Genomic DNA, 19,781 nt, shown 5'->3' with positions numbered 1-19,781 from the left:
AGGGATCTTCAGTGAACACAAAATTTGTGAGCTCCACAGATCCTGTGGGAGCTGGCTTGCCAGCGATGGCGTTAGTCCTGCTGCAACGCGATATCAATCAGTCGGTGCAATTCATCCACCTCCAGCGCCGCCGCTGAAAACAGAATCCGGAACACGACCGGCGCCACGACCTGATTGATCAACTGATCAACACTGGGCGCCGCCTCATTGGGATGGCGCTCGATAATGGTCTGCAACTGCGCGCCGATGATCGCCACGCAATACCCCGGCGTAGCGCTCGCCTGCACGTCGCGCATCATGTTGCGCCCGGGCTCGGAGCTCATCTCGTCGAGATATTGCTCGGCCCATGCGCGGATGTCGCTGCGCAGGCTGCCGGTTTCTGCGGGCTCGCTGTCGGGGCGCATGCGGGCGAGGGCGACGTCGGCCAGCAACGCCGCCAGATCGCCCCAGCGCCGATAGATCGTCGACGGCGTAACGCCCGCACGCGCCGCAATCTGCGGGACGGTCACGGTCGAGCGCTCCTGCTCTTGCAGCAGTGCGCGGACTGCCGAATGTATCGACTCTTGCACCCGGGCACTGCGTCCGCCGGGGCGTAAACCTTCTTTAATAGCCATGCGTCAGACCTTAACACAAAGAATTTGCTTTAAGCATTGAGCGGTAGCACACTCCGCAAAAGCAAAAAATTAGCTTTTGCGGAGTGTGCATATGATTAACCCCCAGTCCCGATTAGCGTCCAACCGTCCCAGCCTGTGGTTTCTGGCGATTACCTTACTCAGTTTTCTCGCCGCTTCCACCGCGCCGACACCGCTGTACCACCTGTATCAGGATCAACTGCACTTCTCGGCAGCGGTGCTGACCCTGATTTTCGGCGTCTACGCCCTGAGCCTGTTGGCGGCGCTATTAACCGTCGGTTCGCTCTCCGATCATCTGGGGCGCAAACCGGTGATCTTCACCGCCGTGTTGCTCAACGCACTGGCGATGTTGCTGTTCATCAGCGCCGACAGCGTGACGTGGTTGATCAGCGCGCGCGTGCTGCAAGGTTTCGCTACCGGCATGGCGACTGCGGTCCTCAGCGCCACATTGCTCGACATTGACCGTCAGCAAGGACCGTTGATCAACAGCGTCGCGCCATTGCTGGGCATGGCGCTGGGCGGCATGGGCTGTGGCTTGTTGGCGGAGTTCGCGCCGGCGCCGTTGCAACTGACCTACTGGTTACTGCTCGTGCTGTTTGTGGGGCAGGCACTGTATGTCTGGCGGCTGCCCGAAAGCGTTACCCCGCAAGCGGGCGCATGGGCGTCGTTGCGACCGACACTGCATGTGCCGGTCCAGGCTCGCGCAACGCTGTGGCGAGTCCTGCCGCTGAATACCGCGACCTGGGCGCTCGGTGGTTTTTACGCATCGCTCGCACCGTCGCTGGTGCGCACCGCCACAGGCTCCACGTCCAACCTGATCGGCGGCGCAACCGTAGCGGCATTGACCGTGACCGGGGCGCTGATGATCTTCATCTTGCGCAATCGTCCCGCCACGCGCGCCTTGCAGTTGGGCGCAAGCTTATTGCCCAGCGGTCTGGTGCTGATTCTGCTTGGCGTGCACAGCGCCAGCCTGTCGCTGTTCTTCCTCGGCACACTGGTCGCCGGTTGCGGTTTTGGCTCGGGCTTTCTCGGCGCGGTGCGCAGTCTGGTGCCGCTGGCCTTGCCCCATGAGCGGGCGGGCCTGATGTCGGCGTTTTATGTGCTGAGTTATCTGGCGTTTTGTTTGCCGGCGTTATTGGCCGGATACTTGGCTCATATTTTCGGTTTACTTGTTACGACCAATTTTTACGGCACAGTCTTGGCTGTCCTATCGATAGGAGGGCTGCTTGGACTGTTGCGGCAGGGTATTGCTGCGCGGTGCCCCCCTTGATCGTTCCATCGATAAATACCCGGTTGCTAGCAAAACGCCAGCTCATTAACATGCCCACCCCGTTGGCAGTGTGTTTATTTGAGTGAACTAAAATGGAAGATAGTTTGAAGTTACTTGGACGTTTGAAAGACAGCAAAGGACGATTTCGCCCTGCTGAGCAGCGTTTGCTGGACTGTTTCAAACAGGGAGTTATCACCAGAATTGGCGAAACCCTGCCAGACGCGTCGACCGATGAAAATGTCGTCCGAGCAATTTTTCTACGTTCTCTGATCCTTACCTACTCCAAAGGCGCCTTCCTCGGAGAATATCTGCAACTGCAAGGTGCGTTCATTGAGGGTCCGCTATTCCTCGTTGGCATTACTGTGTCAACACCTGTCGTTTTTGAAAAGTGCAGGTTTGAAAAAGACTTAAATGTCAGAGGGGCGATTTTTGATCATTTGCTCAAATTCGAAGACTGCGCACTTAAGTCGTTTTTGGGTGAGCGACTCATTGTAAATAACGCTCTGTCATTTATATCCACAAATACTGAGGGAGTAGTCGAACTTACCTCTGCTCGAATTTCAGCCTCGTTGAAATGCACCGGTTCACAATTTGATGGCGGTGGCAAAGAGTCCCTCAATGCATCTTTTGCCGATATTCGTACAAGTGTTTCTCTCAGCGGTGGATTTTCAGCGAAAGGCTTGGTGCGTTTCAGATCTGCAGAAATAGGGGGGCAGTTCAATTGTCAGAATGGGTCTTTTGTCGTCGAGACAGGCCAAGCGCTTGATCTTGATTGCGCTGTCATCAATGGCCCTGTTTTTCTCAGAAACGGATTTTCGTCGCAAGGTATTGTGAACCTTCTGGGTGCAAGAATTTTAGGGCAACTGAGTTGTAGAAGTTCAAAACTCCAAGCGATTGGAGGCGGTGAGGCCTTAATTCTTGAGCGCGCGTTCATTCGGGGTAATGCTCTCTTTAGAGAAGGCTGTGAAATCAACGGGCGATTGCACATTTCAGGCTTGGAGGTTGAAGGAAACATCGAATTCGACGGTGCCTCGATTCAGGAGTTAATGGCAAATGAAGTAAGGGTCAGAGGGACGCTTTGTTTGCGCAAGCTTAAACCAGCCCCCACTGAGATTTCATTTTTAGGTGCAAGCGTTACGACCATCAACGATGATCTCGACTCTTGGGGAGAGCGCCCGATTTTGAATGGCTTTATTTACGATTCTGTAGATATCCATAAGCCAATGAGGGTCAGCGAGCGCATGACCTGGCTTAAAAAGCAGAAATCATGCTTGAAGAAGGACGAGACCTCTCCTCTGTCACCAGCAGAACATTTTCGCCCCCAGCCTTGGCGCCAATTGCAGCAGGTACTGGATTCTATGGGACATACCGAAGAAGCCAAGGAAGTGGGCATTGAATACGAGCATTGCTTGCGCAGATTTGGCCGGATTGGCCAATCACCGAAAAGCTGGAACTACTTTTTTCGTGGACTTTACTCATGTTCAGCGAAGCTTTTGCATTTTCTCTACGGCTATCTGACAGCTTTCGGCTACCGTCCGATGCTCCTGTTGCCTTGGTTTGCACTCGTGTGGGGCTTTTGCACGTTGGTCTATTGGGATGCTGCGAGTGACGGGGTTTTTGCACCAAGCAACCCGTTGATCTTTCAAAACGAAGCCTATGAAACCTGTCGACCCGACCGGGAGACAGTGTGGCTGAAAAAGCGCCATGATCGCCTCCCCATTGAATTGCCAGAGGCTTTCAGAGGTCCAGGTAATTGGTATCTTTGCGGTGCGTTGCGAGAGGAATACACCGGTTTCAGTCCAATAGCTTTTTCTCTGGATTTACTACTGCCTTTGGTCGATCTACATCAGGAAAACGACTGGGCTCCGCTCATTGAAACCCCCAAGTCCAATTGGCTGGCGGAGATGCGGGGCTTATTCAGTGCCAAACGCTGGGTCCGGTTTGTGATGTGGTGCGAAATTCTCGCTGGCTGGGGCTTCAGCCTTTTGTTTGTTGCTGTGGTTTCTGGCTTGGCACGCCGCAAGGAATAGGCATCCATGAAAATTATTCGCAGCAAGTCGTTTACCGCCGAACGCGCCTGGGGCGCACTTGATATCGCCAACATGAACGGCATCACCACGCGCCTGCACTGGACCGATCAGCCGTACAAATGGCACGTCAACGATGGCGAAGAGGTGTTTGTGGTGCTCGATGGGCAGGTGCAGATGCGCTATCGCGAAAACGGCGAGGAAAAACAGGTGCAGCTCGACGTTGGCGACATCTTTTACGCCTCGGTCGGCACCGAGCACGTCGCTCATCCGCAGGGCGCCGCGCGGATTCTGGTGATCGAGAGTGAAGGCAGCGTCTGACCGCTTATTGGTAAAACAGATAACAGTTAGAGAAATTACCCGTTATATAGATATTCGATTCGGTTCTACCATGGACTCAACCTCACGAGAGGAGAGGATTCCATGATGATTTGTCCCAACAGCGCGAAACCCGGCATCAAGCCGCTCAGCCAACTTCAGCACCCGCGTGAAGTGATCCGTCAATTCACGCCGAACTGGTTCGCCGCGACCATGGGTACCGGCGTGCTGGCCTTGGCGCTGGCGAATTTGCCAGTGGCGATTCCCGGTTTGCACGCAGTGGCCGAAGCGCTGTGGCTGTTCAACATTCTGTTGTTCACGCTGTTTACCGCTGCGTACGCGGCGCGGTGGATTCTGTTCTTCGACGAAGCGCGACGGATATTCGGCCACTCCACCGTCTCGATGTTCTTCGGCACCATTCCCATGGGCCTGGCGACGATTATCAACGGCTTTCTGCTATTCGGTCTGCCGCGCTGGGGCGGCGGCGTGATTCATCTTGCTGAAGTGCTGTGGTGGCTCGATGTGGCGATGTCGCTGGCCTGTGGCGTATTGATCCCCTACATGATGTTTACCCGTCAGGAACACAGCATCGACCAGATGACTGCCGTTTGGCTGTTGCCGGTGGTGGCAGCAGAAGTCGCGGCGGCCAGTGGTGGTCTGCTCGCGCCGCACCTGACCGATGCTCACTCGCAACTGGTGGTGCTGACCACAAGCTACGTGCTCTGGGCATTTTCCCTGCCGGTGGCGTTCAGCATTCTGACCATCCTGTTGTTGCGCATGGCCCTGCACAAACTGCCCCACGAAAACATGGCCGCCTCGAGCTGGCTGGCACTCGGGCCAATCGGCACCGGTGCGCTCGGCATGTTGTTGATGGGCGCTGAAGCACCGGCGATTTTCGCTGCCAACGGCTTGCCGGGCATTGGCGAAATCGCTTCGGGCATCGGTCTGGTGGCCGGGATCACCCTGTGGGGTTTCGGGTTGTGGTGGATGCTGATGGCGTTGCTGATCACCGTTCGCTATCTGCGTGACGGCATTCCGTTCAACCTCGGCTGGTGGGGGTTCACCTTCCCGTTGGGCGTGTATTCGCTGGCGACCCTGAAACTCGCCAGTACGCTGAACCTTGGCTTTTTCAGCGTAGTCGGCTGCGTGCTGGTGACATTGTTGGCGGTGATGTGGCTGATCGTTGGCACGCGCACCGTACAAGGAGCGTGGCGCGGCGAACTGTTTGTCTCGCCGTGCATTGCAGGTTTGAAGAAATAACCTGAAAAGTTTAGGTAAGGTGTGGCCTGGATCGTGGATCGGCATTCCAATAAGCAGAATCCAGGCCTCTCTACCTTAAACATCAGGGAAACACGGAAGATGAGTCACCCCTCACAGTTCAACCTGCTGCGCACCCGGCGCTTTCTGCCGTTCTTCATCACGCAGTCGCTCGGCGCGTTCAACGACAACGTGTTCAAGCAGTCGTTGATCCTCGCCATTCTCTATCGGCTGACCATCGAAGGTGACCGCTCGATCTGGGTCAACCTGTGTGCGTTGCTGTTTATCCTGCCGTTCTTCCTGTTCTCGGCGCTGGCCGGGCAGTTCGGCGAGAAGTTCGCCAAGGACGCGCTGATCCGTCTGATCAAACTGGCGGAAATCGCCATCATGGCTGTGGGATCCGTCGGCTTTCTCTTCGATCATTTGTGGCTGATGCTGGTGGCGTTGTTCGCCATGGGCACCCACTCGGCGCTGTTCGGGCCGGTGAAGTATTCGATCCTGCCGCAAGCCTTGCGCGAAGAAGAGTTGGTCGGTGGCAACGGTCTGGTGGAGATGGGCACGTTCCTGGCGATTCTGGCCGGCACCATCGGCGCCGGGGTCATCATGTCCTCGACCCACTACGCGCCGCTGGTGTCGATCGCCATCGTCGGCATTGCAGTGCTGGGTTATCTGGCCAGCCGCAGCATTCCCCGCGCGGCGGCTTCATCCCCGGATATGCGCCTGAACTGGAACATCTTCAGCCAGTCCTGGGCCACCCTGAAACTGGGCTTGGGCCAGACGCCGGCGGTGTCGCGCTCGATAGTCGGCAACTCGTGGTTCTGGTTTGTCGGGGCGATTTATCTGACGCAGATCCCGGCCTACGCCAAGGAGTGGATGCACGGCGACGAAACCGTGGTCACCTTGATCCTCACAGTGTTCTCGGTCGGGATCGCGCTGGGATCGATGCTCTGCGAGAAGCTTTCCGGGCGCAAAGTCGAGATCGGTCTGGTGCCGTTTGGTTCGTTCGGTCTGACTGTGTTCGGCCTGCTGCTGTGGTGGCATTCCGGGGGAATACCCGACAGCGTCACCGGCCATAGCTGGATTGAAGTGCTGAGTTTCGGCCACACCTGGGCGGTGCTGTTCGACATTCTCGGCCTCGGTGTCTTCGGTGGTTTCTACATCGTGCCGCTGTATGCGTTGATCCAGTCGCGTACTGCCGAGAACGAGCGGGCACGGGTGATCGCGGCCAACAACATTCTCAACGCGCTGTTTATGGTTATTTCGGCCATCGTGTCGATCGTGCTGCTGAGTGTGGTCGAGTTGTCGATCCCGCAATTGTTCCTTGTGGTGTCGCTGCTCAACATCGGCGTCAATGCCTACATCTTCAAAATTGTCCCCGAGTTCAGCATGCGTTTCATGATCTGGCTGCTCAGCCACTCCATGTACCGCGTCGAACATCGCAACCTGGACGCGATTCCGGATGAAGGTGCGGCGTTACTGGTGTGTAATCACGTTTCGTTCGTCGATGCGTTGCTGATTGGCGGTGCAGTGCGTAGGCCAATTCGCTTCGTCATGTACTACAAAATCTACAACCTGCCGGTGCTGAACTTTATCTTTCGCACGGCCGGTACGATTCCGATTGCCGGGCGCAACGAAGACATCCAGATCTACGAAAAGGCCTTCAGCCGGATCGCCCAATATCTGAAGGACGGTGAGTTGGTGTGCATCTTCCCTGAGGGCAAGTTGACGACCGATGGCGAAATCAACGAGTTCAAGGGCGGGCTGACGCGGATTCTCGAAGAGACACCGGTGCCGGTGATTCCGCTGGCATTGCAGGGGTTGTGGGGGAGTTTCTTCAGTCGCGATCCGAACAAAGGCGTGTTTCGGCGATTGTGGTCGCGGGTGACGCTGGTGGCCGGTTCTGCTGTTGCGGTGGAAGCGGCTGAGCCGATGAAGCTGCAGGGGTTGGTGGGGGAGTTGCGCGGGGCAGTTAGATAGTCGGCGATTTTAAGGGCCTCTTCGCGAGCAGGCTCGCTCCCACAGTTGATCGTATTCCTCTGACGGAACGCGGTTGAATGTGGGAGCGAGCCTGCTCGCGAAAGCGGTAGAAGCCTAAGCGCTGACCTTAAGGCCAATCAACCCGGTAATGATCAACGCCACACTGGCCAGGCGAATCAGCGCCATCGACTCACCAAACAGAATGATCCCGGCAATCACCGTGCCCACGGCACCCACGCCCGTCCAGATCGCATAGGCCGTGCCCAGCGGCAATTCCTTCATCGCAAGGCCCAGCAAGCCAAGGCTGACGGCCATGGCTGCAATGGTAAGTGCGGTGGGGAGTGGACGGCTGAAGCCATCGGTGTATTTGAGGCCGACGGCCCAGCCGACTTCGAACAGACCGGCGAAAAACAGAATGATCCAGGACATGAAAGACCTCCATCGGTTGACGGGGTCGTCCCCAGATTAAAACTCGATCGAGCCGCAGGGTCGTCCCCGCGTTACGCAACATATTGACGAGCATTAATCCGGGGATCAAGTTCGCAGGTCAGTCAGTCGCCTGCTGTGCCAACGTTTCGCGATCTTCCTTTTCGCTCATCCGCCGGAAATACGTCGACAGCAGCGCCCCGGAAATATTGTGCCAAACGCTGAACAAGGCGCTCGGTACCGCCGCCAGTGGCGAAAAGTGTGCACTGGCCAGCGCGGCGCCCAACCCCGAGTTCTGCATGCCCACTTCCAGTGCCAGCGATTTACGCTGCGCCAGCGGCAGGTTGAACAAACGCCCGGTGAAGTAGCCCAGCAAGTAGCCGAAGCTGTTGTGCAGTATCACCACCGCCATGATCAATACACCGGATTCGGCGATTTTGGCCTGACTGGCCGCCACTACAGCGGTGACGATGATCACGATGCTCACCACCGACACCAGCGGCAACACCTCCACCGCATGACGAACCTTGTCGCCCAGCAAACGTTGCGCAACCACGCCCAGAACGATCGGCAACAGCACCACTTGCAGGATCGACCAGAACAGCTCCATGAACGACACCGGCAGCCACGCCGAGGCCAGCAGCCAGATCAGCGCCGGGGTCAGCAGCGGAGCGAGGAGGGTGGTGACGGCGGCGATGGCCACCGACAACGCCAGATCACCTCTGGCCAGCCAGGTCATCACGTTGGATGAAGTGCCGCTCGGGCAGCAACCGACCAGAATCACGCCGACGGCGATCTCTGGTGGCAGATGAAAAATCTGGCAAAGCAACCACGCCATGCCCGGCATGATCACGAAATGTGCGACCACGCCCAGCGCCACACGCCAGGGTTGGCGGGCGACGGCGGCGAAGTCATCGAGTTTGAGGGTCAGGCCCATGCCGAACATCACCAGCCCGAGCAACGGCACGATCGCGCTCTTCAGGCCGAGAAACCACGAAGGTTGCAGGAAGGCCACAACGGCGAAAATCAGAACCCAGTAAGCGAAAGTGTTGCCGACAAAGCGGCTGAGTGCTGCCAGTGCGCGCATGGCTTGTTCCTTGTTATGCGAAAGCGTTAGGAAGCTAAGCATACGTCGCCAGCAAAAAGATCGCAGCCTCCGGCAGCTACTACAGGAAAATGCATTCCAGATGTAGAGGCTGCCGAAGGCTGCGATCTTTTAAGCTTTCACACAAAAGGCAGGTCAGATCCCCTGCGGAGTCTCTTCGCCACCCAATGCTTCAACCAGCGCCGGCAGGAAGTCGCCGAACGTCAGCATCATCAGTGTGAAGCTGGCATCCAGTTGGCCGAGGGCTTCCTCACCGCCGTCCTGTTCCGCCTGATCCTGCAACAGATCTTCGAACTTCAGGCGTTTGACGGTCATCTTGTCGTCGAGCATGAACGACAACTTGTCCTGCCAGGCCAGCGACAGTTGAGTAACGACTTTGCCGGTGCTCAGGTGCAGCTGGATTTCTTCGCTGGTCAGGTCCTGACGCTTGCAACGCACGATACCGCCGTCTTCGTGGGTGTCGCGCAGTTCGCACTCGTCCAGCACATAGAAGTCGTCGGCGGCTTTCTGCGTGGTGACCCATTCGGTCATGGTCGCGGTTGGCGACATTTTCACGGTCAACGGGCGAACGGGCAGGGTGCCGATCACTTCACGCAGAGTCGACAGCAGGTCTTCGGCGCGTTTCGGGCTCGCCGAGTTGACCAGGATCAGCCCCTGTTTCGGCGCGATGGCAGCGAAGGTCGACGAACGACGGATGAAGGCGCGCGGCAGGAAGGCCTGGATGATTTCATCCTTGATCTGGTCGCGTTCCTTCTTATAGACCTTGCGCATCTGCTCGGCTTCGATCTCTTCGACCTTTTCCTTGACCGCATCGCGTACGACGCTGCCCGGCAGAATGCGTTCTTCTTTACGCGCAGAGATCAGCAGGAAATCGCCGCTGACGTGCACCAGTGGAGCATCTTCGCCTTTGCCGAACGGCGCGACGAAACCGTAGGTGGTCAACTCCTGGCTTGCACATGGACGCGCCAGTTTGGTGGCCAGTGCAGTTTCCAGCGCCTCGGCATCGACAGGCAGGTCTTGGGTCAGGCGATAGATAAGCAGGTTTTTGAACCACATGGGGTGAGTCTCTCCTTTATACAAAGGGGGGCATTATTGTCTTCGCCGTGGCATAGGCCAACCCTTCTCTAAGCCTTTGGAAGGCCTCGGAAAATTATTTAAAAAAGTGCTTGCCAGAGGTGGGGTCGCTCCGTAGAATGCGCGCCACACCGAAGCGAAGGGTGATTAGCTCAGCTGGGAGAGCGTCTGCCTTACAAGCAGAATGTCGGCGGTTCGATCCCGTCATCACCCACCATTCGTTTCATGTGTTACGCGCAGCGGTAGTTCAGTCGGTTAGAATACCGGCCTGTCACGCCGGGGGTCGCGGGTTCGAGTCCCGTCCGCTGCGCCATATTCGGTAACCTGGAACGCTGAACGCCAGGTCACCACGGAAAAACCCGCCAAGGCGGGTTTTTTTCTGCTCCAAGGTTGTACCCGCGGGATGTGTCGTTTTACCTGTTTTCGGATTTATTTGAAAAAATATTCAATTAAATCAACACGTTACGAAAACTTGTGGCATAATGCGTCCCGTAACGAAGCGAAGGGTGATTAGCTCAGCTGGGAGAGCGTCTGCCTTACAAGCAGAATGTCGGCGGTTCGATCCCGTCATCACCCACCATTCGTTTCAAGCGTTTCGCGCAGCGGTAGTTCAGTCGGTTAGAATACCGGCCTGTCACGCCGGGGGTCGCGGGTTCGAGTCCCGTCCGCTGCGCCATATTCGGTAATCTGGAACACTGAACGCCAGATCGCCACAGAAAGCCCGCCTAGTGCGGGCTTTTTGCTGTCTGGCGTTTGGCTTTTTGTGTGCCACACACAAGTCCCGGGGGGATGGGACTTGATTTCCCGATGGCTTGCACCGCGGGCTCAGAATTTTAGATCTTGGGGGCCGCTTAGCAGCCCATCGGGGATTAAATCCGATCGCCGGGGTAGTCTGCCTGTTCCGCTATTGTGTGGCGTTTTGGCTATGTCGATAGTCACTCACGGCCTCATACACGGCTTTACGCAAGCGATTGATTCCGCCAATCGGCCGATGCGCCTCAATGCCAAACCACGGGTTGAACGACAGGTTGTCGCACGCGAGATTCAGCGCCGGGGTGTCGAAGTCCTGCGCAGGCAGCGTGATATGGGCCACGGTTTCGAAGGGCGCATCGCGCTCGCGCCACTCGATGCTGGTGTCCTCGATGGGCATGTATCGGTTGGCGTCCTGACGCTGAATCTGCAAGACAAAACACGCGGGGACGCGATCCGTCGACAACTGCTGGGTCAAGGCGCTGCGCAGGAAATTCGGCAGATCCTGATTTTGCCGGGGCAGGGTGTACGCCGGGCAATTGTCGGGGGCCGGTGCCACCCTGAACTTGGCGTTGGCTTCACTGAATTTATACGGCGAGACCGAGAAATACGTAGTCTCTGTCGGGCTCTTGGGGGCCGGCGACAGGGTTGCCAAGGCGATAAACAAATGCCGGATCTGCCAGGTACGTGGGTCCCATCCGGGGAAAAATGCCATGACCTTTTTGCCGTCAGCCTGCGCGGCCACATTCTGACGGTACTCGGCGACATCGCTGACAAAAAAGTTCGGGTGACTGAACATCACGAAATCTTGTTCATGTTGCTGCTGGCGGTTTTCGAGTAATTGTTTGCCGGGAACGTCGAACAGTTTGATCGCCATGCCCCGGGCATCACGCATGCTGTCGAACTGCGGGTAGGCATTGCCGTTGGACAGACGAATCATCGCCTGCCAGGTTTTGCCCGGCTCACTGAACACGCCTTGTCGCAACGACTGAGCCAGCCCCGGCAATACTTTCACTTCAGCTTTTACGCAACCATGAGCCTTGGCGTGAGCATCGCGAAGATAGCGCGTGCCTTCACGGTGTTGATCGACGATGCGCACGGCCGTTTGGATCACGTCCTGAGTCATGCCGGCCTCATCGGCCGGGATCTGTTCCAGTGCCGACACCGGGCCACGATGCTGCCAGGCAAACCACGCAGTGCTGATGGCCCAGCCGAGCAGGCCGATGGCGAGCAGGATCAACAGGGTTTTGCCTAGCAGACGTCCCAGCCAAAGCCAGAATCGGGCCAGCAGTGGCAGTTCTTTCTTGAAGGTCGAGATCATGGCAGTTGCGCCTCCAATGGGCCGCCGAGAACTTTCAGGTATTCCAGCAATGCCCAGCGCTCTTCAGGTTGCAGCAGGCGGCCGATGACGCCATTGCCACGTTCGCCGGCGCGGAATTCATGACCGCTGTTGCGATTGCCGCTGATCCGCGTATCGAACAGGAAGCCGTTGGTAAAGGCGTCGGTGCGATAGCCCAGATGCCGAGGGTCGTATTCGAAGGTGCCTTTATAGAAGGTAGTGGCGCGCTCATCCTGTGGCGACAGCAACTGATAAAGGCTCGGCACCGAGCCGTTGTGCAGAAACGGTGCGGTGGCCCAGACGCCAGCCAGTGGGCGCGCCTTGTACGCAACCTTTTCGCGCACGCCGATAGGCAGGCCAAAGCCGTCGAGGCGGGGTTTTTCTTCAGGGCTGACGTTTGCCTCGCGATAAGCACGGTTCTCGACGAATGCGGTGACGTACGCCAGGCCTTTGGCCACGGACAACTGGCCAAGGTCCAGCGGTTCCTTGGGCGACGGATGCAGTTTTACGTCCATTTTTTCCAGCTCCTGCAGATTCCATTGCAGGGCTGTCAGGTCGAAACGATGATTGGCAACGTTGTTGGCCGCGTTCGGATCGGTGCCGATCACCGCGACGGGCAACATGTGCAAATGCTGCACCCAGCGGTCGCCTTCCTGAGTCCTGCGCGGGACGTGGCAACTGGCGCAGTTTTCGGCAAACAGCGCACGGCCCTTGGCGGCCTGCGCCTTGTCGACCGCACCGAACAGCTCCTCAGGCCAGGCGGGCGGTTGCAAACGTTGCAGGGTTTCTTCGATTTTATTCAGGTCGCGCACGCGCACGCTGGAGGGGTAGCGGTCATCGCCTTGCATCGGCTGGCCGTTGGCATCGAAGAAGTTCAGAGTCGCGCCGACGCCCAGAGCCTCGCCAATATTGCGCGCCATCGGCTGTTGCGCCGAACCGTTCCACTGCACCCAGTCAAACGTCCACATGTCCCACAATTGCGGGTAGTCCACCGGCGCGTTGGCCACGCGATAGTTGGCGGGGGAAATCGCGTCGCCGAATGTCGCGTTGGCAATTCGCCCGAACGCATCGGTACGGCCCGGGCCTTCCTCGGTTGGGTAAAGGCCACGGTGAGTGTCGTTCCAGGCGACTTTCAGAAAGGTGTCCAGCGAGGCTTTGAAATCCTTGCGCAGCTGTTCGTGGCGAGCGTCGTAGTCATCGCCCAGAACGCTTCGCGCGAAGCGTTCGAATTTCCACGGGTTGTAGTAAGTCGAGGTCAGACTGGCGACCAATGCCTGTCCGAAACTGCCACCGCGTAACGTAGGAACGCTGGAAGGCAGGACATGCTGTGCCGTGCCGCCGTCGATGCGCACAGCCTGACCGTTGAAACGCAGTTCACCGGTGTGGCAAGCCGCGCAAGTTATGTCCAGATATTGCTCGGAGCTGCGAGGATTCTGGTGTCGTGCGAAACCGACCGGAAGGTTGCCAGGGTTGTCTGGCATGGCTTTCTGCTGCGGATCAATCAAAAAGCCAAAGCGTGCGAGGTATTCAGGGGAGGCGAAGCGCTGCTGCGAGAATGGCAACTCCAATGCCTGAAACCATTCATAGCGCAGCCCTTTGACCTGTGTGCCCTGGGGCGTGAAGTAATAGGTCTGCCGCTCCTGTTCAGTCCACTGATTCAGGTAATGCACCTGCTGGGCTGGGGTGTAGAAGGGCAATTTCGGGTTGGCGACATAATACAAAACCACCGCAAGGACGAGTCCCAGCAGGAGCGCGATCAGGGTCAGCACGCGGAGTAAGAGACGCAAGTTAAACATCCTTGTCGAATTGTTGCGCTGTTATGCCTGAGCCTGACCTTGTGTGGCAAGTGGCCATTAGTCCAGATGTTGGAGCAAGGAGAGTCGGTCGTTGTCGTCGGCAGATGACAGAAGCTTCATCGTGTCTGCGCCCGAATGCGTTTTAATCCCTGAACTTATCGGAAGTTTCCTGCTCTCATGCCGGTAGCCATTGGTCGTGGCGGCCTGATAAGCTCGCGGCTTTACTCGATTGCCCTTTCGGCGCATGAACAAGGAAATAGCATGAAACAGCATCGGTTGGCGGCGGCGGTAGCCCTGGTTAGCCTGGTACTTGCGGGTTGTGATTCGCAGACCAGCGTAGAGCTGAAAACCCCGGCGCAAAAAGCTTCCTACGGTATCGGCCTGAACATGGGCAAGAGCCTGGCTCAGGAAGGCATGGATGATCTGGACTCCAAAGCGGTAGCCCAGGGCATCGAAGATGCCGTCGGCAAGAAAGAACAGAAGCTGAAAGATGAAGAGCTGGTCGAAGCTTTCGCCGCGCTGCAAAAGCGTGCCGAAGAGCGCATGGCCAAGATGAGCGAAGAGTCGGCATCCGCCGGCAAGAAATTCCTCGAAGAAAACGGGAAGAAGGCTGGTGTGACGACTACCGCTTCCGGCCTGCAATACGAGGTGGTCAAGAAAGCCGACGGCGCACAGCCTAAGCCTACTGACGTAGTGACCGTTCACTACACTGGCAAGCTGACCAATGGCACCGTCTTCGACAGCTCCGTCGAGCGCGGCAGCCCGATCGATCTGCCGGTGAGCGGCGTGATTCCGGGTTGGGTTGAAGGTCTGCAACTGATGCACGTTGGCGAGAAGTACAAACTGTACATCCCTAGCGATCTGGCTTACGGTGCGCAATCGCCAAGCCCGGCAATCCCGGCCAACTCGGTTCTGGTCTTCGACCTGGAACTGCTGGCCATCAAGGATCCAGCCAAAGAAGACGCCGCTGCCAAGTAATCGGTAACGGCTTCGACAACAACGCCTCGCTTATGCGGGGCGTTGTTGCATCTGGACCTTGAGAAGGGTAAACAAAGCGAACCGACGCCGGTCAGAAGAGTCATAGGCTTTGAGGCTGCCCGCGCTAGACGCCCTGAGCCGCCAAGTCAATGAAATATTGGGGTTTTTTATGTGAGTAAAAAACGCCCGATCTGAGCGCAGCCCTTATAAAACGGGGCTCTCAGCGCGCAAATGCAGCTCTGTTCACAAGGTTATCCACAATTTGTGTGGATAACATTTCAACGGGAGGAATAGATGAAAGCTCCGTGGAATTTCGCTCGATTCCTGCCTTTGGCTGGCCGCCTGCTGGCTCGCGGTCGTCTGCCGACCTTGCTTTTCGCGGTGGCCAGCAAAGGCGCGGCGCAAGGCAATCGGCTCGGCAAGCTCAAGGATGACCTGCGTTTGCTTCAGGCTTTGTGTCTGGCCTACTGGCGCGGAGAGTACCGGGCGATCAGTGGCAAGGCCCTGGTTTCAGTGGTCGCGGGCCTGATGTACTTTCTCAGCCCGGTCGATGCGATTCCGGACTTCATCCCGGTATTCGGCATGCTCGATGACATCGCCGTCCTCGCCTGGCTGATGAAAGTCCTCGACGATGAACTCGGTGCCTTCCGGCTCTGGCGCAATCGCCAGAATCCGGAAAAACTGGCAATCGCGGAACGCTTGCCCGATACCCCCGAACAACTTCAGCTCCAGGGGCCGAAAAAGCCCTGATTCAACCAGCCCGCAGACAGATAGATACCCCTCGCGACCTTGGCCGCTGTTAGGATTACACTTCTAGGGAAAAGTGCCGACTCGCTAAGTGTTGTTGTCCTACGGGGTAGTCATGGATATTCAGATAATTGCACGCGATGGCGAACCCGAATACGCGGTTCTGCCTTGGGCTCAGTATCAGGCTCTACTAAAAGCAGCAGGTATTAAAGAAGCACCGTCGCAGCAGGCTCCAGAGCCGCTCGCGGCAACGTCGGACCCGATTCTTCCAGGTCTGGATCAACTACGCAGTTTGCGCGAAGGGAAGGGCATCGCCATCGAGGCGTTGGCCCGCACGGTAGGCATTAGCCCGTCATATCTGGCCATGATCGAAAGTGGTGAGCGTCTGCCTGACGCCGCGATTCGGCGTAGCCTCGCTTGGGAGCTGACGGTGCCAGGGTGGAGGGATGAATCGTGAGCGTACGCATCAGTCGTCAACATTGGGACGGATTACTCGGTGAACTGGACCAGGCGCGCCGACAGCGTCATCTGCTGACCTACCGGGCGTTGCTTGAACGGCTGCAATTGCCGACACCGGCGATGCAAACCTTGACTGCCGCGCTTGAGCACCTGGCCGCGCTGGATGCCAAGGCCGAACAGCCGTTGCGCAGCTCGCTGGTGATCAGCCAAGGCGCGAGTCGTTTGCCGCGCACCGGTTTTTTTGAATGTGTCGAACGTCTGGGGCGGTTTTCCGGGCCGTCCGATGGCGTTGCCGCAGCGTCCTGGCATGCATCGGAAGTGGTCAGGGTTTTCGAATATGAATACCCGGAATCAGCGGAGGCCTGAGTGTTTCTACGACTCAAGGCGCGGGCCAGCTATTGGCTGGCTCGCAGGCTGTTTCACTGGTCATGGTTTGTGCGCCAGCCTCGCGGGTGGCGCTGGCTTGAAGGTCAGTTTGCACGCATGGCCAACCTCGGTGATGTCGGCGCGCAAAGCTTCTATGGCCACATTCTGACCTTTCGCGGTGTGGGGCTGGGAGCGCGTGAAGAAGGCGTGCGGCTGTTGCGGTTGGCGGCTCTGGCAGGTGATGGCAAAGCGGCCTATCAGGTTGGCGTGATCAGCCTGGCTGGCACCGCGAGCAAAGCGCCAGACCCTGCCGAAGCCGCGCGCTGGTGGGGAATGGCCGCCAAGGCCGGGCACCCGTTGGCCGAGCTTAAATTGAAAGAGCTCGGTGCTTGAGATTCAACGCAGTAAATCCATTTGTGTCGTCCGATAAACGGGGCGTGAGGTAAACCTCACGCCCCGTTTGCGTTTTGTTTGTCCGTTTAGGTTTTTGCTGTTTTGCAGATAAGTCCTACGGCCATCGCCTACTTGCCTGACTTCTTTTCTGACTGATCCCCCGCACAGTTCCCGCGCCTATTTTTTGCGCGAGGGAACGCTCATGTTCGACCCGGTAACTCAGTCCGCCCAGCACCCCGACGTGCGTTGATGGAAGCTATCACTCGCATCGAGCAAGCACTCGACAGCTTCCCCGACACCCTCAGTCTCTACCGCGAACAGCTCGAACACTGGGCCAGCCGCACGGCCGACACCGTCAGCCACGCCGCTGATCTGCCGTCACTGGTGGGCATGGAGCGGATCATCCGCTTCGGCAACCGCACGACGGCCGTCAGCAGCAGCGACGACGCATTTTTCTCCAATGTCGTCCAGTGCCCGAAGGGCGGATTGATGTTGATCGAGAGCAAGTTCGAATCGGTCTACGACATTCCGCTGGGCAACATCGTGGTCGATGTGGTGGCGGTGGATGGAGGCGAAACAACACCCATCACCCTCGACGCCGAAGGCAAGGGCGAATTCAGGGGAACAGAAGGTAAGTTCTATCGCGTGCATGTGCACGGTAAGGTCACCGCGGAACAGGTCAGGGCGTTGTTCAAGTCCTATGACGGTTTAACCGGTGAGCTGGATGACTGGTTGCGCGGCGAATGGCAAGGGTTCAAGCCGCAGTGGTCGCATTCGGTGGCGACGGCGGCGGGCAACGGCATGCTCGCCGGCAGTTGGGCGGCGATCGAGGGGGTGTGGGACAGCATCGGAATGCTGTCGGACATTCTCAAGGATCCGGGCCAGTTTGCCGAGCGGTTGGGCAGTGGCGCGACTGACCTGATTGATCTGGCGTCCACGGCTCCTGAGGTCATGGAGAAGCTTCAGTTACTGGTCAGTGACGAAGCGGCGCTGTGTTTGCTGTTGCGTACCGCCAGCCTGTGGCTGGAGATGCTGCCGCCGAGCCAGATCGCCGGTAAAACCGCGCAAGCGGTATCGATGATGATGGTGCAAGTGCTGATCGACGTGCTGATTGCCGTCATTCTGACTTTCGCCAGTGGCGGTGGAGGGATCGCTTATCTGACGCTACGTCTGGCAGGTCACGCGGTTCAACTGCTGTCGGCGCTGGTGCGGTTGGTGAAGGCGATGTTCGGCATCGTCAGCGGTTTCATCAAGTACGTTGATCAATACAAGACTGTTGCCGCGCGTGGGATCGCCGCCGGTATCAAAAAAGGCCGGATGCAATTGCGCTGGAATGCCAAGCGCAACACCTTGCTGAAAAAAGACGAACACCACGACGATTCGCCGGATCAGGCAAAGAACCCCAACGGCAACAGCGCCGATTGTGTGCCACTCACCTGCACCAACGGCTGCCCGGTGTCGATGGTTACCGGCGAGGAACTGCTGACCCTGACCGATGGCGTGCTCGATGGGCTGCTGCCATTCGAGTTCACAAGGCTGTATCGCACCAGTGCCGCCGAAATCAATGTCGGGCTGGGGTTTGGCTGGAGTCATTCGCTGGCGCATCGGCTGGAGTTCGATGTCGACTGTGTTGTTTGGGTTGACCATGAAAACCGGCGTACGCGGTTCCCGCTGCCGAGTGTTGAGCGCCCGGCGATTCATAACAGCCTGTCGCGGGCGGCGATTTTTTTCGGGGATGAACCGGAAGAACTGATCCTCGCGCTGGCGGGGGATGCGGCGCGGTTTTATCACTTTCGGGCCGGGCGTCTGACGGCGGTTAGTGATGCGTATGGCAATCGTCTGCGCATTGTTCGGGATCGTCAGGATCGGGTTCAGCGTCTGGACAACGGCGCGGGTCGGGCGCTGTTGTTGCGTTATGACCGGTCGCATCTGATCGCGGTTGATTACCAGCGCTTTGACTCGGCGCTGAACCTTGCCGAGCCTTGGCACACCGAACACACCCTTGTCAGTTATCGCTACGACGCCTATCAGCGTCTGGTCGAGGCGCGTAACGCGGTCGGCGACAGCGAGCGTTACGACTACGACGATGAGCACGTCATCCTGCAGCGCCAACTCACGGGCGGCGCGAGTTTCTTCTGGGAGTGGGAACGCTCAGGAAAATCGGCGCGTTGCGTCAGGCACTGGGCGTCGTTCTCGCAGATGGACACGCGTTATGCCTGGCATGACGACGGCAGTGTCGGCGTGCATTACGTCGATGGCACCGAAGAAACCTACGTCCACGATGACCGCGCACGACTGGTGCGCAAGGTCGAGGCCGATGGCGGCGAACACCTCAAGGCCTACGACGGTTCGGGCCGTTTGGTCGCCGAGCAGGATCCCTTAGGCGCCGTCACCGAATACCGCTACGACGATCTCGGACGGCTGATCGCGCTGCTTCCCCCGGACGATGTGCCAACGTCCTACGAGTACCGCAACGGTTTCCTGCACAGCCGTTCCCGTGGCGACGCGGTATGGACCTACCGGCGCAATGCTCAGGGCGATGTCACTGAGGCGGTCGATCCCGATGGTCAGGTCACGCATTACCACTACGACGCTCGCGGGCAGCTGCTGTCGATCCGTTACCCGGACACCAGTCGGCATGTGTTTGTCTGGAACACCCTTGGTCAGCTAGTTGAAGAAACCCTGCCCGATGGGGTGTGCGGCGCTTTTCCTACGATGCACTGGGGCGCAGGACTACCATTGCTGATGAACACGGTGCGGTCACGCGTCAGCATTGGGACGCCATTGGCCGACTGATCCAGACGACTTCTCCTACGGGCGCCACCCGCGCCTACAGTTATGGCGCCTACAACCAGGTCACCGCCGAA

Annotated in this window: 16 protein-coding genes, 4 tRNA genes and 1 pseudogene; 15 read left to right on the top strand and 6 right to left on the bottom strand. The window is 57.9% G+C overall.

Going from position 1 to position 19,781, the window contains the following annotated elements; genetic code table 11:
• Positions 1-71: 71 nt before the first annotated feature.
• Positions 72-614 (bottom strand): TetR/AcrR family transcriptional regulator, encoded by a 543-nt coding sequence (locus IEQ42_RS00105; protein WP_210702184.1) that lies wholly within the window; start codon positions 612-614, stop codon positions 72-74.
• Between the two features lie 91 nt (positions 615-705).
• Here IEQ42_RS00105 and IEQ42_RS00100 point away from each other — a divergent pair, with 91 nt between their 5' ends.
• The 5 genes from IEQ42_RS00100 (at position 706) to IEQ42_RS00080 (ending at position 7,481) form a co-directional block, all read left to right on the top strand.
• Positions 706-1,902, top strand: a complete 1,197-nt coding sequence (locus tag IEQ42_RS00100) for an MFS transporter (RefSeq protein WP_210702183.1) — start codon at positions 706-708, stop codon at positions 1,900-1,902.
• Positions 1,903-1,994: 92 nt separating this feature from the next.
• Positions 1,995-3,932, top strand: a complete 1,938-nt coding sequence (locus IEQ42_RS27235) for a membrane-associated oxidoreductase (protein WP_228731915.1) — start codon at positions 1,995-1,997, stop codon at positions 3,930-3,932.
• A 6-nt stretch (positions 3,933-3,938) separates the two neighbouring features.
• Positions 3,939-4,250 carry a cupin domain-containing protein gene (locus IEQ42_RS00090; RefSeq protein WP_210702182.1) on the top strand — a complete coding sequence of 104 codons (312 nt, stop codon included), beginning with the start codon at positions 3,939-3,941 and terminating at the stop codon, positions 4,248-4,250.
• A 105-nt stretch (positions 4,251-4,355) separates the two neighbouring features.
• Complete coding sequence (locus IEQ42_RS00085) at positions 4,356-5,507, top strand: TDT family transporter (RefSeq protein ID WP_210702733.1); 1,152 nt, start codon at positions 4,356-4,358, stop codon at positions 5,505-5,507.
• A gap of 99 nt (positions 5,508-5,606) precedes the next feature.
• The gene (locus tag IEQ42_RS00080; protein WP_210702181.1) at positions 5,607-7,481 is read left to right on the top strand and encodes an MFS transporter; all 1,875 of its coding nucleotides are present in this window, start codon (positions 5,607-5,609) and stop codon (positions 7,479-7,481) included.
• A 114-nt stretch (positions 7,482-7,595) separates the two neighbouring features.
• Here the strand turns inward: IEQ42_RS00080 and sugE are convergent, their stop codons facing one another.
• The 3 genes from sugE to rdgC form a co-directional block, all read right to left on the bottom strand.
• Complete coding sequence (gene sugE, locus IEQ42_RS00075; protein ID WP_042558337.1) at positions 7,596-7,910, bottom strand: quaternary ammonium compound efflux SMR transporter SugE; 315 nt, start codon at positions 7,908-7,910, stop codon at positions 7,596-7,598.
• A gap of 118 nt (positions 7,911-8,028) precedes the next feature.
• Entirely contained in the window at positions 8,029-8,994 is a 966-nt protein-coding gene (locus tag IEQ42_RS00070; protein WP_210702180.1) for a bile acid:sodium symporter family protein, read from the bottom strand.
• Positions 8,995-9,147: 153 nt separating this feature from the next.
• The gene (gene rdgC / locus IEQ42_RS00065) at positions 9,148-10,068 is read right to left on the bottom strand and encodes a recombination-associated protein RdgC (protein ID WP_042558339.1); all 921 of its coding nucleotides are present in this window, start codon (positions 10,066-10,068) and stop codon (positions 9,148-9,150) included.
• 159 nt (positions 10,069-10,227) lie between these two features.
• Between rdgC and IEQ42_RS00060 the strand changes: the two genes are divergently transcribed.
• The 4 genes from IEQ42_RS00060 (at position 10,228) to IEQ42_RS00045 (ending at position 10,762) form a co-directional block, all read left to right on the top strand.
• A tRNA-Val gene (locus IEQ42_RS00060) sits at positions 10,228-10,303 on the top strand.
• A 19-nt stretch (positions 10,304-10,322) separates the two neighbouring features.
• Positions 10,323-10,399, top strand: a tRNA-Asp gene (locus IEQ42_RS00055).
• Between the two features lie 191 nt (positions 10,400-10,590).
• Positions 10,591-10,666 (top strand) — tRNA-Val (locus tag IEQ42_RS00050).
• 19 nt (positions 10,667-10,685) lie between these two features.
• Positions 10,686-10,762 (top strand) — tRNA-Asp (locus IEQ42_RS00045).
• A gap of 228 nt (positions 10,763-10,990) precedes the next feature.
• Here IEQ42_RS00045 and IEQ42_RS00040 read toward each other — a convergent pair.
• Both IEQ42_RS00040 and IEQ42_RS00035 read right to left on the bottom strand, forming a co-directional pair.
• Positions 10,991-12,157, bottom strand: coding sequence for a catalase family protein (locus IEQ42_RS00040; RefSeq protein WP_228731914.1), 1,167 nt, complete (start codon positions 12,155-12,157; stop codon positions 10,991-10,993).
• A complete protein-coding gene (locus IEQ42_RS00035; protein ID WP_210702179.1) occupies positions 12,154-13,962 on the bottom strand; it encodes a di-heme-cytochrome C peroxidase in 1,809 nt (602 codons plus the stop codon). The genes IEQ42_RS00040 and IEQ42_RS00035 overlap by 4 nt, the downstream gene beginning before the upstream one ends.
• Before the next feature lie 270 nt (positions 13,963-14,232).
• Between IEQ42_RS00035 and IEQ42_RS00030 the strand changes: the two genes are divergently transcribed.
• The 6 genes and pseudogenes from IEQ42_RS00030 to IEQ42_RS00005 all read left to right on the top strand — a co-directional run.
• Positions 14,233-14,949, top strand: a complete 717-nt coding sequence (locus IEQ42_RS00030) for a BamJ family beta-barrel-assembly machinery protein (protein WP_042558398.1) — start codon at positions 14,233-14,235, stop codon at positions 14,947-14,949.
• Positions 14,950-15,243: 294 nt separating this feature from the next.
• Entirely contained in the window at positions 15,244-15,699 is a 456-nt protein-coding gene (locus tag IEQ42_RS00025) for a YkvA family protein (RefSeq protein WP_210702178.1), read from the top strand.
• 112 nt (positions 15,700-15,811) lie between these two features.
• Positions 15,812-16,153 carry a helix-turn-helix domain-containing protein gene (locus IEQ42_RS00020; protein WP_210702177.1) on the top strand — a complete coding sequence of 114 codons (342 nt, stop codon included), beginning with the start codon at positions 15,812-15,814 and terminating at the stop codon, positions 16,151-16,153.
• Complete coding sequence (locus tag IEQ42_RS00015) at positions 16,150-16,521, top strand: hypothetical protein (RefSeq protein ID WP_003223109.1); 372 nt, start codon at positions 16,150-16,152, stop codon at positions 16,519-16,521. The genes IEQ42_RS00020 and IEQ42_RS00015 overlap by 4 nt, the downstream gene beginning before the upstream one ends.
• Positions 16,522-16,914 (top strand): sel1 repeat family protein, encoded by a 393-nt coding sequence (locus IEQ42_RS00010; RefSeq protein WP_210702176.1) that lies wholly within the window; start codon positions 16,522-16,524, stop codon positions 16,912-16,914. It begins immediately after the preceding gene.
• A 249-nt stretch (positions 16,915-17,163) separates the two neighbouring features.
• Positions 17,164-19,781, top strand: a pseudogene (locus IEQ42_RS00005) (DUF6531 domain-containing protein); the annotation flags it as partial.

Source organism: Pseudomonas iridis, assembly GCF_017980685.1.
GTDB classification, from domain to species: domain Bacteria; phylum Pseudomonadota; class Gammaproteobacteria; order Pseudomonadales; family Pseudomonadaceae; genus Aquipseudomonas; species Aquipseudomonas iridis.
Note: the sequence above shows the minus strand (reverse complement) of the source record. Positions and strands in the feature narration are given on the sequence as shown.